Source organism: Akkermansia sp. 54_46, from assembly GCF_001917295.1.
GTDB lineage: Bacteria > Verrucomicrobiota > Verrucomicrobiia > Verrucomicrobiales > Akkermansiaceae > Akkermansia > Akkermansia muciniphila.
On the sequence record NZ_MNUD01000033.1, the window covers coordinates 152,799 to 166,924 of the forward strand.

At 55.8% G+C, this 14,126-nt stretch carries 13 protein-coding genes and 1 pseudogene; 9 read left to right on the forward strand and 5 right to left on the reverse strand.

Annotation, left to right across the window (positions count from 1 at the left end; translation table 11 throughout):
- The first annotated feature begins 74 nt into the window (after window positions 1-74).
- A complete protein-coding gene (locus BHW66_RS07895; protein ID WP_046436562.1) occupies window positions 75-818 on the forward strand; it encodes a PEP-CTERM sorting domain-containing protein in 744 nt (247 codons plus the stop codon).
- Between the two features lie 167 nt (window positions 819-985).
- Here the strand turns inward: BHW66_RS07895 and asnS are convergent, their stop codons facing one another.
- From asnS to BHW66_RS07915, 4 genes are all read right to left on the reverse strand, one after another.
- Window positions 986-2,353 carry an asparagine--tRNA ligase gene (gene asnS / locus BHW66_RS07900; protein ID WP_046436674.1) on the reverse strand — a complete coding sequence of 456 codons (1,368 nt, stop codon included), beginning with the start codon at window positions 2,351-2,353 and terminating at the stop codon, window positions 986-988.
- Window positions 2,354-2,461: 108 nt separating this feature from the next.
- Complete coding sequence (locus BHW66_RS07905; protein ID WP_046436560.1) at window positions 2,462-3,742, reverse strand: C39 family peptidase; 1,281 nt, start codon at window positions 3,740-3,742, stop codon at window positions 2,462-2,464.
- A gap of 224 nt (window positions 3,743-3,966) precedes the next feature.
- Window positions 3,967-4,284 (reverse strand): thioredoxin, encoded by a 318-nt coding sequence (gene trxA, locus BHW66_RS07910; RefSeq protein WP_012419743.1) that lies wholly within the window; start codon window positions 4,282-4,284, stop codon window positions 3,967-3,969.
- Window positions 4,285-4,322: 38 nt separating this feature from the next.
- Window positions 4,323-5,012 carry a hypothetical protein gene (locus BHW66_RS07915; protein WP_046436558.1) on the reverse strand — a complete coding sequence of 230 codons (690 nt, stop codon included), beginning with the start codon at window positions 5,010-5,012 and terminating at the stop codon, window positions 4,323-4,325.
- A gap of 188 nt (window positions 5,013-5,200) precedes the next feature.
- Between BHW66_RS07915 and BHW66_RS07920 the strand changes: the two genes are divergently transcribed.
- The 6 genes and pseudogenes from BHW66_RS07920 to BHW66_RS07950 all read left to right on the forward strand — a co-directional run bounded on the left by BHW66_RS07920 (window position 5,201) and on the right by BHW66_RS07950 (window position 11,186).
- On the forward strand, window positions 5,201-5,881 hold the full coding sequence (locus BHW66_RS07920; protein ID WP_102738361.1) for a hypothetical protein: 681 nt from the start codon (window positions 5,201-5,203) through the stop codon (window positions 5,879-5,881).
- Window positions 5,882-5,896: 15 nt separating this feature from the next.
- Window positions 5,897-7,081, forward strand: coding sequence for a hypothetical protein (locus tag BHW66_RS07925; RefSeq protein ID WP_128252196.1), 1,185 nt, complete (start codon window positions 5,897-5,899; stop codon window positions 7,079-7,081).
- Window positions 7,082-7,100: 19 nt separating this feature from the next.
- Window positions 7,101-8,327: a prenyltransferase/squalene oxidase repeat-containing protein gene (locus tag BHW66_RS07930; protein WP_046436553.1), complete on the forward strand. Its 1,227-nt coding sequence runs from the start codon at window positions 7,101-7,103 to the stop codon at window positions 8,325-8,327.
- A 3-nt stretch (window positions 8,328-8,330) separates the two neighbouring features.
- On the forward strand, window positions 8,331-9,584 hold the full coding sequence (locus BHW66_RS07935) for a prenyltransferase/squalene oxidase repeat-containing protein (RefSeq protein ID WP_046436552.1): 1,254 nt from the start codon (window positions 8,331-8,333) through the stop codon (window positions 9,582-9,584).
- A pseudogene (locus BHW66_RS07945) lies at window positions 9,581-10,693 on the forward strand (glycoside hydrolase family 43 protein). The gene BHW66_RS07935 and the pseudogene BHW66_RS07945 overlap by 4 nt, the downstream one beginning before the upstream one ends.
- Window positions 10,683-11,186 (forward strand): hypothetical protein, encoded by a 504-nt coding sequence (locus BHW66_RS07950; RefSeq protein WP_046436550.1) that lies wholly within the window; start codon window positions 10,683-10,685, stop codon window positions 11,184-11,186. The pseudogene BHW66_RS07945 and the gene BHW66_RS07950 overlap by 11 nt, the downstream one beginning before the upstream one ends.
- On the opposite strand, the gene BHW66_RS07955 is transcribed toward BHW66_RS07950, so the two are convergent.
- Window positions 11,183-11,602, reverse strand: a complete 420-nt coding sequence (locus tag BHW66_RS07955) for a hypothetical protein (protein ID WP_022197120.1) — start codon at window positions 11,600-11,602, stop codon at window positions 11,183-11,185. The genes BHW66_RS07950 and BHW66_RS07955 overlap by 4 nt on opposite strands.
- 150 nt (window positions 11,603-11,752) lie before the next feature.
- Between BHW66_RS07955 and BHW66_RS07960 the strand changes: the two genes are divergently transcribed.
- Together BHW66_RS07960 and BHW66_RS07965 are read left to right on the forward strand one after the other, a co-directional pair.
- Window positions 11,753-12,676 carry a LysR substrate-binding domain-containing protein gene (locus BHW66_RS07960; protein WP_197736724.1) on the forward strand — a complete coding sequence of 308 codons (924 nt, stop codon included), beginning with the start codon at window positions 11,753-11,755 and terminating at the stop codon, window positions 12,674-12,676.
- A gap of 118 nt (window positions 12,677-12,794) precedes the next feature.
- Entirely contained in the window at window positions 12,795-13,817 is a 1,023-nt protein-coding gene (locus BHW66_RS07965) for a YeiH family protein (protein ID WP_012419754.1), read from the forward strand.
- Window positions 13,818-14,126: the final 309 nt, after the last annotated feature.

Genomic DNA, 14,126 nt, shown 5'->3' on the forward strand with positions numbered 1-14,126 from the left:
TCCCTTTTCAGATATTTACATTGACAACGGATTGGGAATCCGTTACCTGTGCTTTTTTGAAGTACCTGATACACATGAAATTATCTACATTCTGCATCTTATGCTGCCTTTCCACGAGTCTTTCCCAGGCTGCCACCTACATCTGGAGCGGAGCGGCAGGAAACGGAATTTACGGAGACGCCAACAACTGGACGGTAAATGGCACGCCGAACGGCTATTATCCGCAAAGCAATAGCGATAATGCCATCATCGGAAAAAATGCCGGAACGGTCACCTGGTCCACCTCCCAATCCTATTTCGGAGCCACCAGACAAGTCATCATAGAATCTGGAAGCACCCTGCTTTGCACAACGACTGTAGGAGACCTCAACGTCGATTCTTTCACGCTGGAAGGCAATTCCCAATTGATATTTGAATCCAGCAATGCCCTTGGGCTGGGACGTAACTTCACATTGAATTTCGGCACGTTTACGGCGGAAGAACACGGCACCCTGACCGCTACGGATATCTCCGGCTTCTGGACCAACGGAAAAACAGTCGTCTTCGCCGGCATACTGGATACGAGCAGCCTTTCCGGAAGCGGAACTATTGAACTGGCTTCCATCAAATCCGCTCAACTGGGAGGAAATCTCTATCTGGATCTGTTCGGCCTGGATATTTCCACCAGCGACCCCAAAATTCAAACGAGCGTGGCACAGGTCACGGAAAACGGCGTCACCAAGGTGTTGATTAACTACGAAACCGTTCCGGAACCCGCAACGGCCACGCTGGGCCTCCTGGGACTGGGCGGACTGCTGCTGAGAAGAAAGAGACAATAACCTCTTCCGCACGACTGACTTCACCCCGGCTTATTCCTAAAGGAAAGCCGGGGTTTTCTTTTGCCGCCGGCCCGGTTTGCGCACGTCTCTCCCCTTATACCGCAACATTTATCCTGCGGAACCATACGACATCCTTCCAGACGGGAAAAACCGTTTCCCGCGGCAGGTCAGAACTCGCAATTCCGCGGAGTACGGGCAAAAGGCAGCACGTCGCGGATGTTGGTCACTCCGGTCACGAACATCAACAGACGCTCAAACCCGGCTCCGAATCCGGCGTGCGGCACCGTGCCGTAGCGGCGCAGATCCGCATACCAGCGGTACGCCTCCGCATTCATGCCCATGCGGCGCATGTTTTCCTCCAGAATGTCCAGCCGTTCCTCACGCTGGCTGCCTCCCACGATCTCGCCGATGCCGGGCACCAGCACATCCATGGCGGTGACGGTCTTCCCGTCTTCGTTTAGGCGCATGTAGAAGGGTTTAATCTCCTTCGGGTAATTGTACACGATAACGGGGCATTTAAAATGTTCCTCCGTCAGGAAGCGTTCGTGTTCGCTCTGCAGATTGATGCCCCAGGAAACGGGGTAATCAAATGTTTTGCCGCTCTTGAGCAGAATATCCACGGCTTCCGTATAGGAACAGCGCACAAACGGCGTTTCCTTCACATGTTCCAGGCGTTCCCACAGCCCCTTGTCTACAAAACGGGTCAGGAATTCCACTTCTTCCGCGCTGTTTGCCAAGGCATCGCCGACGAGAAAACGGACAAACTCTTCCGCCATGTCCATGTCTCCATACAGGTCGCAGAACGCCATTTCAGGCTCCACCATCCAGAATTCCGCCGCATGGCGCGTAGTATTGGAGTTCTCCGCCCGGAACGTGGGGCCAAAAGTATAAATGTTGCTCAGGGCGCACGCGAACGCTTCCCCTTCCAGCTGGCCGCTTACCGTGAGGTAGGCCGCCTTGCCGAAGAAATCCCGGGAGGCGTCACGGGAAGCAGCGTCTCCCACATCCAAAGTCGTCACACGGAACATTTCTCCGGCCCCTTCGCAGTCACTGGCGGTAATAATGGGAGTGCTGACCCAGGAAAAATCCCTTTCCTGGAAAAAGCGGTGGATGGCGAAGGCCAGTCTGCTGCGCATGCGGAACACGGCACCAAACAGGTTGGTGCGGGGGCGCAAATGGGCGATGGAACGCAGAAACTCCGGCGTATGCCCCTTTTTCTGCAAGGGATAGGAATCCGGAACAGCCCCCACCAGCTCCAGGGAAGCGGCGCGCAATTCCCATCGCTGCCTTCCCTGCCCGGCAACCAGAGCGCCACGGATGCTCACGGCAGACCCCGTAGCCATTTCTCCAATCCGTTCATAGCCGGGAATACCCTCATCCGCCACTACCTGCAGGGAGGCGACGGAGGAACCGTCATTCACCTCCAGAAAGGAAAAAGTCTTGGAATCACGGCGCGTACGCACCCATCCCTGAATCAGTACGTCCGGCATTTCCACCTCACTGTCCAGGACATGTTTCACCAATGTTCTGTTCATCATGACGCAAGTATAATACAGCGCCTTGCCCATGCCAGCAGAATTGCTTCACCACGGAGAGAATATTCCGGATTTTCCGGCAGAGAAGGAGGGGATATGCCGCACCTGTTATTTGGAAGGCTGCATGACCTGCCGTCCCGTCGTAATGGCGATGGCATCTGCCAGCGGCATTTCCTTCTCCGTATGGGCGGCCCCCCAGGAATCTGAAAAGATAAGCGTTTTCTTTTCCTCGTCAAAACCGGTAATCAGCCTCAAATGGCCTCCGCGCGTCTGGGACAAACGCAGCGGTTCCGGAACAATGCCAAGCTGCACGGACCAGAACACGGGGATGCCCGCCATGATATAGGGCTTGATGGCATTGAGCCACCTGTCCACCTGGGACGGTGATCCGGCACGCGCCAGCTTCAGGACTTCTCCGTCCGCATTGTCCCAGAAACCGGACCAGTCATGTTCATTTTCCACCTTCTCCTTTTTCAGCTTGGAGGCGGCGCGGTTATAGGCTTTCAGCAGATTCCTGAAATCACGGGAATTCGCCAGGGAATCCAGCACTTTGATCCGTATCTGGAAGCGCGTCCCGATTTTTTTCAGGTTTTCCGCCATTGCCGCCGTATTAGTGCCTCCGTCCGCAGAGGTATTGGCCAGGGAAGCCAGTTCATGCTGATCCACATAATCCATTCCATAATAGGCAAAAATACGGGCGGCGGTAGCCACCACGCAATAACCTTTCTGGCCCTGGTCCACCATGGGAATATCCTGAATCACCACCCGCTTTCCTTCTTTCCTGACGTGCTGCTTGATATCCGCCTTTCTGGCCCGGGAAGAAGCATCTCCTCTCGCGATGGAATCTTCCGTGGGACCGGCCTTCATCCGGATAAATTCCGCTTCAAACTCCCTGCCCTCCCGCGATGTATTGATCTCCAGGGTAATCGCCCCGTTCTCCCAAATCCAGGACCAGCCGTTGACTTTGACTACCGCCTCCTTACGGGAGGCCCGGTACTCCTTGGGCTGAATCCCGGTAAGAGCGGTCAGGGATTCCTTGATGAGCTCCAGGCGCTTGTCAAATTCATCCTTGCCAATGGCCCCGTTATCCCCCTTGTTGTACATCATGACAGTCATTGACTGGGGGGCTCCGTCCTTCCAGTTCACCAGCATTTCCCCCAGGGACATGTCCCCAATCTTGATGGAGGGCTTCGCAATCCGGAGCTGGGTCTTGCCTTTATCCACCCAGCCGCCGGGCTCTCCGTTAAAATACTTTCCGAACAAATCCGGCTGAGGCAACTTCCAGAACGCACCAGACTTTAAATCCGGCGCCATGTCGCCCGCTCCCCAGGCGGAGGGAAGAAGGCAGCAGACTGAAAGGAAAGGCAGAATGGCAGAGATAAATCGCATAACGAAAAAAGGGGCGGGGAATAGCCCCGCTGCTCGGAATCTACGCTGGTAATGTATTCTCCCACGACGGTTCTGCCAAGAAAAAATGAATCTTCCTCCAGCGAACCATTCCTTCTTTATCCTCTCCCATCCGTCCTTTTCTAATAATGCTGCCCGGTAAAAAAACCGGCCTGCCGCAGTAAACCCGCAGCAGGCCGGCTTAATGAATAAACCAGTCCGATGATTTACATGAACGGACGCAAACGCTGCATGATAGCGTCCTTGGAAGAAGCTCCCACCATCGTATCCATGATTTCCCCGTCCTTGATAATCAGAAGAGTGGGGATAGTGCGCACACCATAGGTGGCGGCCAGTCCGTTATTGGCGTCCACATCCACTTTGCCCACTTTGATCTTACCGGCCAATTCCGTAGAAAGCTGGTCAATAATCGGGGCGATCATGCGGCAGGGCCCGCACCATGTAGCCCAGAAATCGACAAGCACAGGAATGTCGGACTTCAGAACTTCATCCTCAAAATTTGCTTCAGAAAATACGTTTGCCATAGTACCGCTTAGAGTATTTCAATAATCATTACGTTCACTTATTCTTCCGCATCGGCGCCATCATCGGAAGGCTCTTCGGCAGAAGTTTCGGAAGAAACGTCATCGACCGTTTCTTCATCGGCGGCGGGAGCAGCGGCGGCAGGCTTGGAGTCTCCGCCCAGCCAGCCAACCATGCTGCGGGCTTCCAAGGTGTCCGTAGCGTATTGATAACCGACGAAAATAAGCGCAAAGGCAAGAGCCACAAAGGAGAGGACATTCAGCAGCGTACTGGGAGCCGCATCCGTATCTTCTTGAAACTTCCTGGCCGTAAAGGAGGCGGAAGAAACCGGAGAGGCTGCGGGTGCGGTATTCAGCCCGATGGTGGCCTGCGGAAGCTGTGCTGTCGCCATGCCTGCTCCGGGAGGAGTCAGAGGAACAGTAGGAGCGGCAGCGGCAGGCGCCGCGCCAGCAGGCGGAACCACGGGGGCCACAGGCGTAGTGGCGGAGCCGAGGGCAACCGTCTTTAATCCTCCGCCAAGCTTGATGCCTCCGCCAAGACCGGCGGGACGAAGGGGAATAGTGGGCGCAGCGGCGGCAGGCGGAGCAGCAGGTGCCGCAGGAGCGGCGGCTACCGGAGGAACGGCAGGAGCGGCAGGAGCCTTGGGCACGGAAGGAGCAGCCGGCGGAGTCGGAATGCTGGGCGGAGGCGGAGTACCGCCCGGAATGGAGGGAGGAGGTGGATTGCTCATATCGGAAAAATAACTGTGCTGAACGATAGCTCTCGCTTATTTCAGCCCGTAAATCAAGAAAAAGAATGCGTAGAACCTGAATTCCGTGCAATTTTTTTTAATTTGAAGCGTATTCTATCTCAAACACGCTGTCCGGACTTGCCCTGAAAAGCGTTCTTTCCTACGCTGTGTATCCGGCATTATCTCATATGAAACCCATTACCAAACTAGCTTCCTCCACCCTGCCCGACGGCTCCGTTCTCGACCTATGGGAACGGGACGGTTTCCACTTTCTTTTGCGCGACGGCGTACAGACAGCGTCCAGCTTTTCCCACGGAAGCAATGAAGCGGCGGCAGCCATGGCGGCGGCTCCGGTTAAAAGAGCCAACCAGCCCTCCTTCCTTCTCGACGGCCTCAGCCTGGGATTCACCCTGTTCGCCCTGATGGATCAAATTCGCAGGGAAAAGGCCCGCTTCATCGTGGCGGAACCCTGCAAACCGCTTATCGACTGGCACAAGGAACTGATGAACCAGGAACGGCCCGGATTCCTGCACGATCCCCGCGTCAGCGTGGAATTTACCCCGGCGCTTCAAATCGCCCGCAAGAATCCGAAAAGCTTCCACGCCATTCTGTCCCATTCCACGCACGAACGCATGAACCTGAGCGTAGCCGAAGCTTCCGACTATTTTGCCGCACTCAAGCAGGGCGGTCTGCTGGTCATTACGGTAGCCCGCCCGGACACCCGACTTTCCCGGACACTGCAAAAAGCGGGGTTCGAAGTAAGCACGGAAGCCGTTCCGGCCTCACATAAAGGAAAGAAAACCGCTTTTCACACCGTTATTCTTGGAAAGAAGGGACGTTTCGTCCCCTTCTCCGCTCACCAGTCCTGATTCCATCCTATTATTATGAACTGCACATCCCTTACCATGGCCGGACTTCTGGCCGCCCTGTCCCTGGGAATGCCCTCCCTGGCGGATTCCATTGCCCCGGGCATTCTTCTTCCCAAAAAAAATACCAAATCCATTTCCTTCTCCCCCAAGGGGACCTCGGACATTTTCCTGCTCGGCATCATGCCGCAGGGAAGTTCCGTCAAGAAAGGGGAATCCGTAGCTCAGGCGGACTTCCGCATACTGGACAATAGTATCGAAGATTATGAACGCGCCATCAAGAGCAAGAACCTGGAGGTGCTGAAACTCCGGTACGCCCTGGACCAGCAGAAGGAACGTTCCGCCCTGGCCCTGCAAAAATATCAGACGGCCCTGACACGGACGGAAGAGGATCAAAAGGATTTTCTGGAAAAGCGGAAGGCCCGCATGCTGGCGGAAGAAGAGGAACGCGTCAACAAAGCCCTGCGCCACATGTCCTACAAACAGGAAGAGCTGAACCAGCTTACCAAGATGTACAAGGATGACCAGGTGGCGGAAGAAACGGAAGAGATCATTTTGAAACGCCTGAAAAATGAACTTGGGGAAAGCGAATTTGCCGTTCAGGGAGCCAAACTCGTTGCGGAACTGGCCAAGCTGCGCAATATTCATCGCCTGGGGGAAGACTATGCTACGGCAGTCAAGGAAAAGCAGATGGATCTGGAACAGGCAAGGAAGCAGGCGGATTTTGACCTGGAACAGAAAAAGATAGCCCTGACGGAGGCGGAAGTCTCCCTGAGACGCCTTCAGAATAAGTACAATGAACTGAAAGCAGACCGGGAAATGGCCTCTTTCAAGGCCCCGGAAAACGGCATCCTGCTGTACGGCGGATATGTGGCGGACAAGTGGGTGGCCATTCCGGTGGCGGAAAAGCTGAAACCCGGCGGCAAACTGGGAGCTTTTGACAAAATCGCCACCATCGTTCCGCCAGACTCGGAACTGATTGTCCAGGCTACTCTTCCGGACTCCACCGCTACGCCCAAGGTGGGGGAAACCGTCGTCATCAAAATAACGAACATGCAGATTCCCGGCGTTATTACGGAAGCCAGCCCCATTCCGGGAGCAGACGGCAAGCGCCGCATTATCATCACGCCCAAGGTTCCCGCCAGCCAGATTTTCGCCCCCGGCCTTCCCGTCCAGGTGACCATCAAGGACCAACAGGCCTGATTTCCCTTAACGGATCCCCATGAATAAAGCCGTCCTTTTCCTTGCCGCCCTTGGAGCCAGTACGGCGCTCTGCGCTCCTGTTCCGGCGGAAAAAACGGAAAAAAGGGATACCATTCCCATTGCCAGGGTTCCGGATGTTCCGCCTCCCTCCCGGGAAACGCTGGACGCTTCTATCCGGAAGGCGGCTGACTTTCTGTTGAAAGAACAGAACAGGGACGGTTCCTGGGGAAACCATACGCGCACCAAGGGTCTGAATGTTCTCTGCCCTTATCCGGAAGGCCCCAGATCATTCAGGACAGCCTCCACCTCTTTGTGCGTGATCGGCCTCCTGACCAGCCCCCTGAAAGAAGACCCCACCGTCAAGGCATCCCTGGACAAGGCGCTGCAGTACCTGCTAACCACGCTGCCCACCCTGAAACGGGGAGACACTCGTACCGTGCTTGGCGTATGGGGCCATGCCTACGGCCTCTCCGCCCTGAGCCGGGCGGCGCGGAACCTTCCTGCGGACGCCCCTTTGCGCGAAGAACTCAAAAAGGTGGCCTCCCTCCAAGTCAAAGCGCTGGACCAGATGGCGGACGTCCAGGGCGGCTGGGGCTATTACACATTTGAAACTTTTTCCAAGCGTCCCATTGGGGAACCCACTTCCTTCCTGACGGCTACAGTCCTTCTTGCCTACAAGGACGCGGAACAGGCCTTTGGCCTCAAAGCGGAACCCCGCGTCGTCAAACGCGCCGTCGCCTGCCTGGAAAAACTGAGGACGCCCGCCGGCAGCTACGTCTATTCCCTTTCCCATTCCTTTTATCCCGGCAGGCCCATCAACCGTCACACCGGCAGCCTGGCCCGCACTCCCGCCGGGGATCTGGCTCTGATGCGGTATGACCCGTCCTTTATTTCCAGGAGTCAGCTGGAAGACGGCCTGGAACGCATCTGGAGCCGCGGCGGCTGGCTTTCGCTGGCTGTAAAGAAGCCCATTCCCCATGAAAGCTTTGCCCAGAACGCGGGCTATTTTTTCTATTACGGGTATTATTACGCCGCCCGCTGCCTGGAGGAAGTGGCGCCGGAACACCTGGCGCGCCATGCGGCCCATCTGGCAAGCGACCTCCTGCCCATGCAGGAAGAAGACGGGTCCTGGTGGGATTACCCCCTGTACAATTACCACAAATTCTACGGCACCGGATATGCCTTATATGCCGTCTCCCGCGTCAGAGAATCCCTGTATCCCTCTGATGCGGCAACAACTTCATGACCCATGTTCCGCCCGCTGACGACCATTTTTCTCGCCACCTTGTGCCTGCATCTTCCCGCAGCGCAGGGGGAATCCGTGCCAAAGGAAAAAACGGATGTTATTCCAATCGCCAAAATCCCGGATATTTCCCCCGCAAAACCCGGACAATTTGACAGGGCATTCCGCCGCGGCGTGGATTTCCTGCTGAAAACGCAAAATAAGGACGGCTCCTGGGGCGACCACCGGGTAATCGGCACCTGGAATATCCTCTGCCCCTACCCGGACGGGCCCCTCACCTTCAAAACAGCCAGTACCGCCCTGTGCATTGCAGGGCTCAACGCCAGCCCCCTGCATCATGAACCCGCCGTGCAGGAAGCCATGACCCGTGCTGAAGACTATCTAATCCGTACGATGCCCCATCTGAAACGCGGCGACGCTCTGTGCGTTTACAACACCTGGGCGCATACTTACGTGCTGGATGCCATGAGCATGAGGGCTGCAAGACTGGCCCCGGACAGCCTTCGCTACCGGGAACTGAAGGAATGCGCCCGCTCCCAGGTAAAAAAACTTAATGAACTGGCTTCCGCCATGGGGGGCTGGGGCTACCTCACTTATTCCGGCTTCAGCAAACGCCCTGCGGCCCAGCCTACCTCTTTCCTGACGGGAACCGTCCTTATCTCCGCCTGGATGGCAGGAAAATCATTCGGCCTTTCCCTTGATGATAAGATATTCACCCGCGCGCTGAAATTCCTCAAATCCCAGAGGACGCCTGCGGGAACCTATGTTTATTCCCTTTCCCATTCCTTCTATCCCGGCAGGCCCATCAACCGCCATACCGGCAGCCTGGCCCGGACTCCCGCCTGTGATTACGCCATCAGGCTCTGGGAACCGGAGGACATCTCCCTGCGCCAGCTTGTGGACGGCCTGGACCGCCTGTGGAGCCGCAGGGGATGGCTGACGATGGCCCTGCATAAACCAACTCCCCACGAGAGTTTCGCCCAGAATTCCGGCTATTTTTTCTATTACGGATACTATTATTCAGGAATGTGCCTGGACATGCTGGCGCCAAACCAGGTAAAGCGTCATGCATCCCTGTTGGCGGACGATATTCTCACCCGCCAGGGAACAGACGGGGCCTGGTGGGACTACCCCCTGTATAATTACCACAAATTCTACGGCACCGGATATGCCCTGTACGCTCTTTCCCGCGCCTGGGACAAGCTGTACGGCCAACCGGAACCTTCTCCATCCTCTATTTCCACACTATCCCGGCCATGATAAATACCATGAAATCGCTTTTGGCGCTCTGCCTGTTTTACAGTGCGGCTTCCGTCTCCACCGCAGAAACCCCAATTAAACATACTTCCTTCAGACCCGGAGAAATCTGGACGGACAACAACGGCGCGCACATCAACGCCCACGGCGGCGGCATCCTGTACGACAAGGGAACCTATTACTGGTACGGAGAACACAAGGTGGAGGGGGACGCAGGAAACTATGCCCAGGTAGGGGTTCACTGCTATTCCTCCAAAGACCTCTATAACTAGAAGGACGAAGGAATCGCCCTGAAGGTGGTGGAGGGGGACCATTCCCACCCCATCGCCAAGGGCTGCATCCTGGAACGCCCCAAAGTGGTTTACAACAAAAAGACCGGAAAGTACGTGATGTGGTTCCACCTGGAACTCAAGGGGAAAGGATATGGATCCGCTTACGCGGGGGTGGCAACGGCAGCAAAACCCACAGGGCCATTCAAGTTCCTGAAGGCCGGGCGAGTCAACCCGGGCAAATGGCCCCTGAACATGGATAAAAAGGATCAGACGACCGAATTCACCAAGGAAATGCCCGACTACGTCCGCATCATCCGCAGGGACTATCCCGGCGGGCAGATGAGCCGGGACATGACCATTTTTGTGGACGACAATGGAAAAGCCTACCACATTTATTCCTCGGAAGGCAATATCACCCTTCACATCGCGGAGCTGACGCCGGATTACACGGGGCATACGGGAAAATTCGTCCGGGCATTTCCCGGACGCTTCATGGAAGCTCCCGCCATCTTCAAACACAAGGGCAAATACTATCTTATCGCTTCCGGATGCACGGGCTGGGCTCCCAACGCCGCCCGCAGCGCCGTGGCCAAAAACATCGCCGGCCCATGGATGGAATTGAAAAATCCCTGCGTGGGGCCCAAGGCAGGCATCACGTTCGGCGGCCAGAGCACTTTCATCCTGCCTGTACAGGGCAAACCCGGAAAATTCATCTTCATGGCGGACATCTGGCGACCCAAAAACGCCATTGACGGCCGTTACCTGTGGCTGCCCATGAAATGGGAGGGTGACCAGATTATCCTGGAATGGAAGGATGAATGGACGCTGGATGACCTGTAAATTCATCTCCTTCCTTTTTATGCAGGATACGGTTTATTGCTTCCATCTCCTTGCCGGAAGGCAGAAGCGGAGCCTTCTGTATGCCTTGTGCTCCGCTCTCCTTGTTGCAGCAGTCTGGCTGCTTCATCCGGAATGGCCTTTCTGGGCGGGCTACATTGCCTGGGCACTCGCTTACGCGGCAACGCTGATTGTTCAACACACCATTCCTCTTTCCATCCGCTGCCCGCACTGCGGAAACGCCGGGCTTTATTCTGCTCCGCAAACTCCGGAAGAACAAAGAAGGCCGGATACAGGCATCATGCTGGAATGCCGGGGTTGCGGTTCCACCTTTTACACGGACGCCTATTTGCCCTGGCCGGGAAAAATTATCCGCCGGCGCCCCACTTGCCCGGAAGAATGGGAAGAAAAATCTGCCCGTAAACAAGCCGGGCCCGCTTCCTCCGGAGAGGAACGCAGGCCGGAAAGGTCTTTCGTCAACGGAGGAAAAATCTAACGGGCTTTTTTGGAAGCCATCACGTAATTCCTCATGCGCTGGTCTGCGGGGGTGGTGGGGCGCACGCTGGTAACCCAATTGCCGTCCTTATCCTTCTTTTTGATTTCCGTTCTGTCGCGGTACAATTTCGCGGAGAAATCGCTGGAATCAAGAACAACCGGCCCCGAACCTGTCGTGACAATGGGAGTGGGAGGAACCTCCGCAACCACCGTCATTGGAGCGGCAAGGGAATTATACCAGTACACCAGTTCCTGCTGGCCGACAGGATCGTCCGGATAAGGAGCATAAGCTCCGTTATTGGTGGAAACCTTTACATAGGCCGGTTCCGGAAATGTGGTCTGATAGGAAGAGGGGGAACAGGCCCCCAACAACAAAAGGCCGGCTCCGCCGGCAATAATCATGGAATGCAGTTTCATATAGGCATTGGACTCTCTTCCGCCACCTGCCGTTCAGAGGATGTACGGTTCCGGAATATTACGGGCACCCGCGCGTCTTGCGCTTGAGCGCCATTCCCAGCGCCGTACGCCATCATGCGGAGGAAAGGAGCTTGCCGTCCCCCCGGCGGCATGGTTGAATATTATTTCCTCTCCATGATTACGGATTTCCGGCTGAAAGTGTTTGAAACCGTCGCACGGCGCCTGAATTTTACGCGCGCGGCGGAAGAACTGTTCATCACGCAGCCGGCCGTCACCCGGCATATCAAGGAACTGGAACGTCTGCTGGATGCCCGTCTGTTCAAAAGGGAGGGACGAGGGATTGCCCTGACGGCGGAAGGCGTGCGCCTGCTGGCCCATTCCCGCCGCATCCTCAAGGAATACGAAACGCTGGCTGAAGAAATATCCTTTGGCCGCAATTCCCCTGTTTCCGGCGAATTGAGCCTGGGAGCCAGCTCCACCATGTCCCAGTATGTGCTGCCTCCGCTGCTGGCCCTGTTCAACCGCCATTACCCGGAAATACGCATATGGCTGAAAAGCGGCAATACGGAGGAAATAGAACAGGCCGTCCAGGATGAATCCGTGCAGCTTGGCATCGTGGAAGGCACGGCAACGCGCGCGGACCTGCATTACCAGCCATTTATGGAGGACGAAATTATTCTGGCAGGAGGCATGCAGGCCGCCGTGCCCAGTGAAGGGCTTTCCCTCCCGCAACTCTCCCATGTGCCCCTGATCATGCGTGAACCGGGGTCCGGCACGCGTCGGGTGGTGGAGGAAGCGCTGAAAAAACACGGGATCTCCGTTTCCGGCCTCCATGTTCTGATGATGCTGGGCAATACGGAAAGCATCAAAATGTATCTGGAGCATTCTCCGGCGTGCTCTTTTCTCTCCTCCCTTGCTGTCCGGGGAGAATTCAAACGCGGAAGTTTGAAGAAAATACATCTCCGCCACCTGGAAATTCGCCGCACCTTCCACTTCGTCTCAGGACATGGAGACCACAGCAGAATCAATGAACTGTTCATCAAGTTCTGCCGATATTATTATAACAAAATTTAATTGGCTATAACAATTTTTAATTAGATTTTATAATGGCTGCATCGTATATTATTCCGCAGCCAATCCGGTACGCTCCCGGCCAGATACAACGGGCAGCCGCAACCATCATTTACCGACCATGTCTCCCAAACATCTAGCCAATCCCCTCCACGGCATCCTGCTTATTGTTCTGTTTTCCTTTTCCGCTTTTTACATTGCTGATTTTGAATGGGTGAAACATCTTTCCCTCAGCCCGCTGATCGTCGGCATCGTGCTGGGAATGCTTTACGCCAACAGCCTGCGCAACCACCTTCCGGAAACATGGGTTCCCGGCATTCAGTTCTGCACCAAGCAGGTTTTGAGAACAGGCATTGTCCTGTACGGATTCAAACTGACTTTTCAAAGTGTCATCGACATCGGCGGCTCCGCCCTGGCGCTCGACCTTATTGTGGTCACTCTCACCATTCTTCTGGGAGCCGGGCTGGGGCGCCTGCTGAAAATGGACAGGGACACGGCCCTGCTGACCTCCATCGGCAGTTCCATTTGCGGGGCAGCAGCCGTTCTGGGGGCGGAACCCGTCGTCAAAAGCAAACCTTACAAAGCCGCTGTGGCCGTTTCCACCGTGGTCATCTTCGGCACGCTCTCCATGTTTCTGTATCCAGCCCTGCACCGGGCCGGAATACTGGATCTGACGCCGGAACAAATGGGGCTTTTTACCGGAGCCACCCTTCATGAAGTGGCGCATGTGGTGGGCGCCGGCAACGCCATGGGGCAAGCTATTTCCGATCCGGCCATTATCGTCAAAATGATCCGGGTAATGATGCTGGCCCCGGTGCTGGTCGTCCTGAGCATTGTCCTGGCCCGGAGGGATCCCTCTTCCGGCGCAAACGGGGAAAAACGGAAAATTACCATTCCCTGGTTCGCCTTCCTGTTCCTTGCCGTCATTGGCTTTAATTCCCTGCACCTGCTGCCTGCCGGACTTGTGGACGCCATAAACACCCTGGATACATTCCTGCTGACCATGGCGATGACGGCCCTGGGCGCGGAATCCAGCTTTGAGAAGTTTAAGAAAGCCGGAGCGCGGCCTTTCCTGCTTGCAGGCTTCCTGTATATCTGGCTTTTCTTCGGAGGTTACTGGCTCGTCAAGCTGATCAGCCTCTAAATTTCAAAAACATTCCTCCTGCGGAAAGAGGGCAAGTCCTGCGCCCTGCCTTTCCGAACAGGAGAAAAAAGCCGTTTCACCGGCAGAACGTGAGAACCGTTTCAGCACAGGTTCACCGCCTCGTTCCATCCTGATTTCCTGCCAGAAAATCCGGTTGAAAAGGATCACCGGAGGAACCATGCCGGCATGGGATGACGGAACATGCGGAGCGCCGCATCCTGCCCGCATTACTCCCAACTGGCCACCTGTGCCGCCCAATACAGACATCCTCTCTTTGCTTTCTCCGCTGCTGCGGCAGGTTTTCCCGGT

What these genes read in the sequence shown, in the direction of transcription:
- BHW66_RS07905 (WP_046436560.1), bottom strand. Translation starts at nt 3,742, where the DNA reads ATGCGATTTATCTCTGCCATTCTGCCTTTCCTTTCAGTCTGCTGCCTT.
- BHW66_RS07955 (WP_022197120.1), bottom strand. Translation starts at nt 11,602, where the DNA reads ATGAAACTGCATTCCATGATTATTGCCGGCGGAGCCGGCCTTTTGTTG.
- BHW66_RS07960 (WP_197736724.1), top strand. Translation starts at nt 11,753, where the DNA reads ATGGTTGAATATTATTTCCTCTCCATGATTACGGATTTCCGGCTGAAA.
- asnS (WP_046436674.1), bottom strand. Translation starts at nt 2,353, where the DNA reads ATGAACAGAACATTGGTGAAACATGTCCTGGACAGTGAGGTGGAAATG.
- BHW66_RS07930 (WP_046436553.1), top strand. Translation starts at nt 7,101, where the DNA reads ATGAATAAAGCCGTCCTTTTCCTTGCCGCCCTTGGAGCCAGTACGGCG.
- BHW66_RS07915 (WP_046436558.1), bottom strand. Translation starts at nt 5,012, where the DNA reads ATGAGCAATCCACCTCCTCCCTCCATTCCGGGCGGTACTCCGCCTCCG.
- BHW66_RS07935 (WP_046436552.1), top strand. Translation starts at nt 8,331, where the DNA reads ATGTTCCGCCCGCTGACGACCATTTTTCTCGCCACCTTGTGCCTGCAT.
- BHW66_RS07925 (WP_128252196.1), top strand. Translation starts at nt 5,897, where the DNA reads ATGAACTGCACATCCCTTACCATGGCCGGACTTCTGGCCGCCCTGTCC.
- trxA (WP_012419743.1), bottom strand. Translation starts at nt 4,284, where the DNA reads ATGGCAAACGTATTTTCTGAAGCAAATTTTGAGGATGAAGTTCTGAAG.
- BHW66_RS07965 (WP_012419754.1), top strand. Translation starts at nt 12,795, where the DNA reads ATGTCTCCCAAACATCTAGCCAATCCCCTCCACGGCATCCTGCTTATT.
- BHW66_RS07950 (WP_046436550.1), top strand. Translation starts at nt 10,683, where the DNA reads ATGACCTGTAAATTCATCTCCTTCCTTTTTATGCAGGATACGGTTTAT.
- BHW66_RS07920 (WP_102738361.1), top strand. Translation starts at nt 5,201, where the DNA reads ATGAAACCCATTACCAAACTAGCTTCCTCCACCCTGCCCGACGGCTCC.
- BHW66_RS07895 (WP_046436562.1), top strand. Translation starts at nt 75, where the DNA reads ATGAAATTATCTACATTCTGCATCTTATGCTGCCTTTCCACGAGTCTT.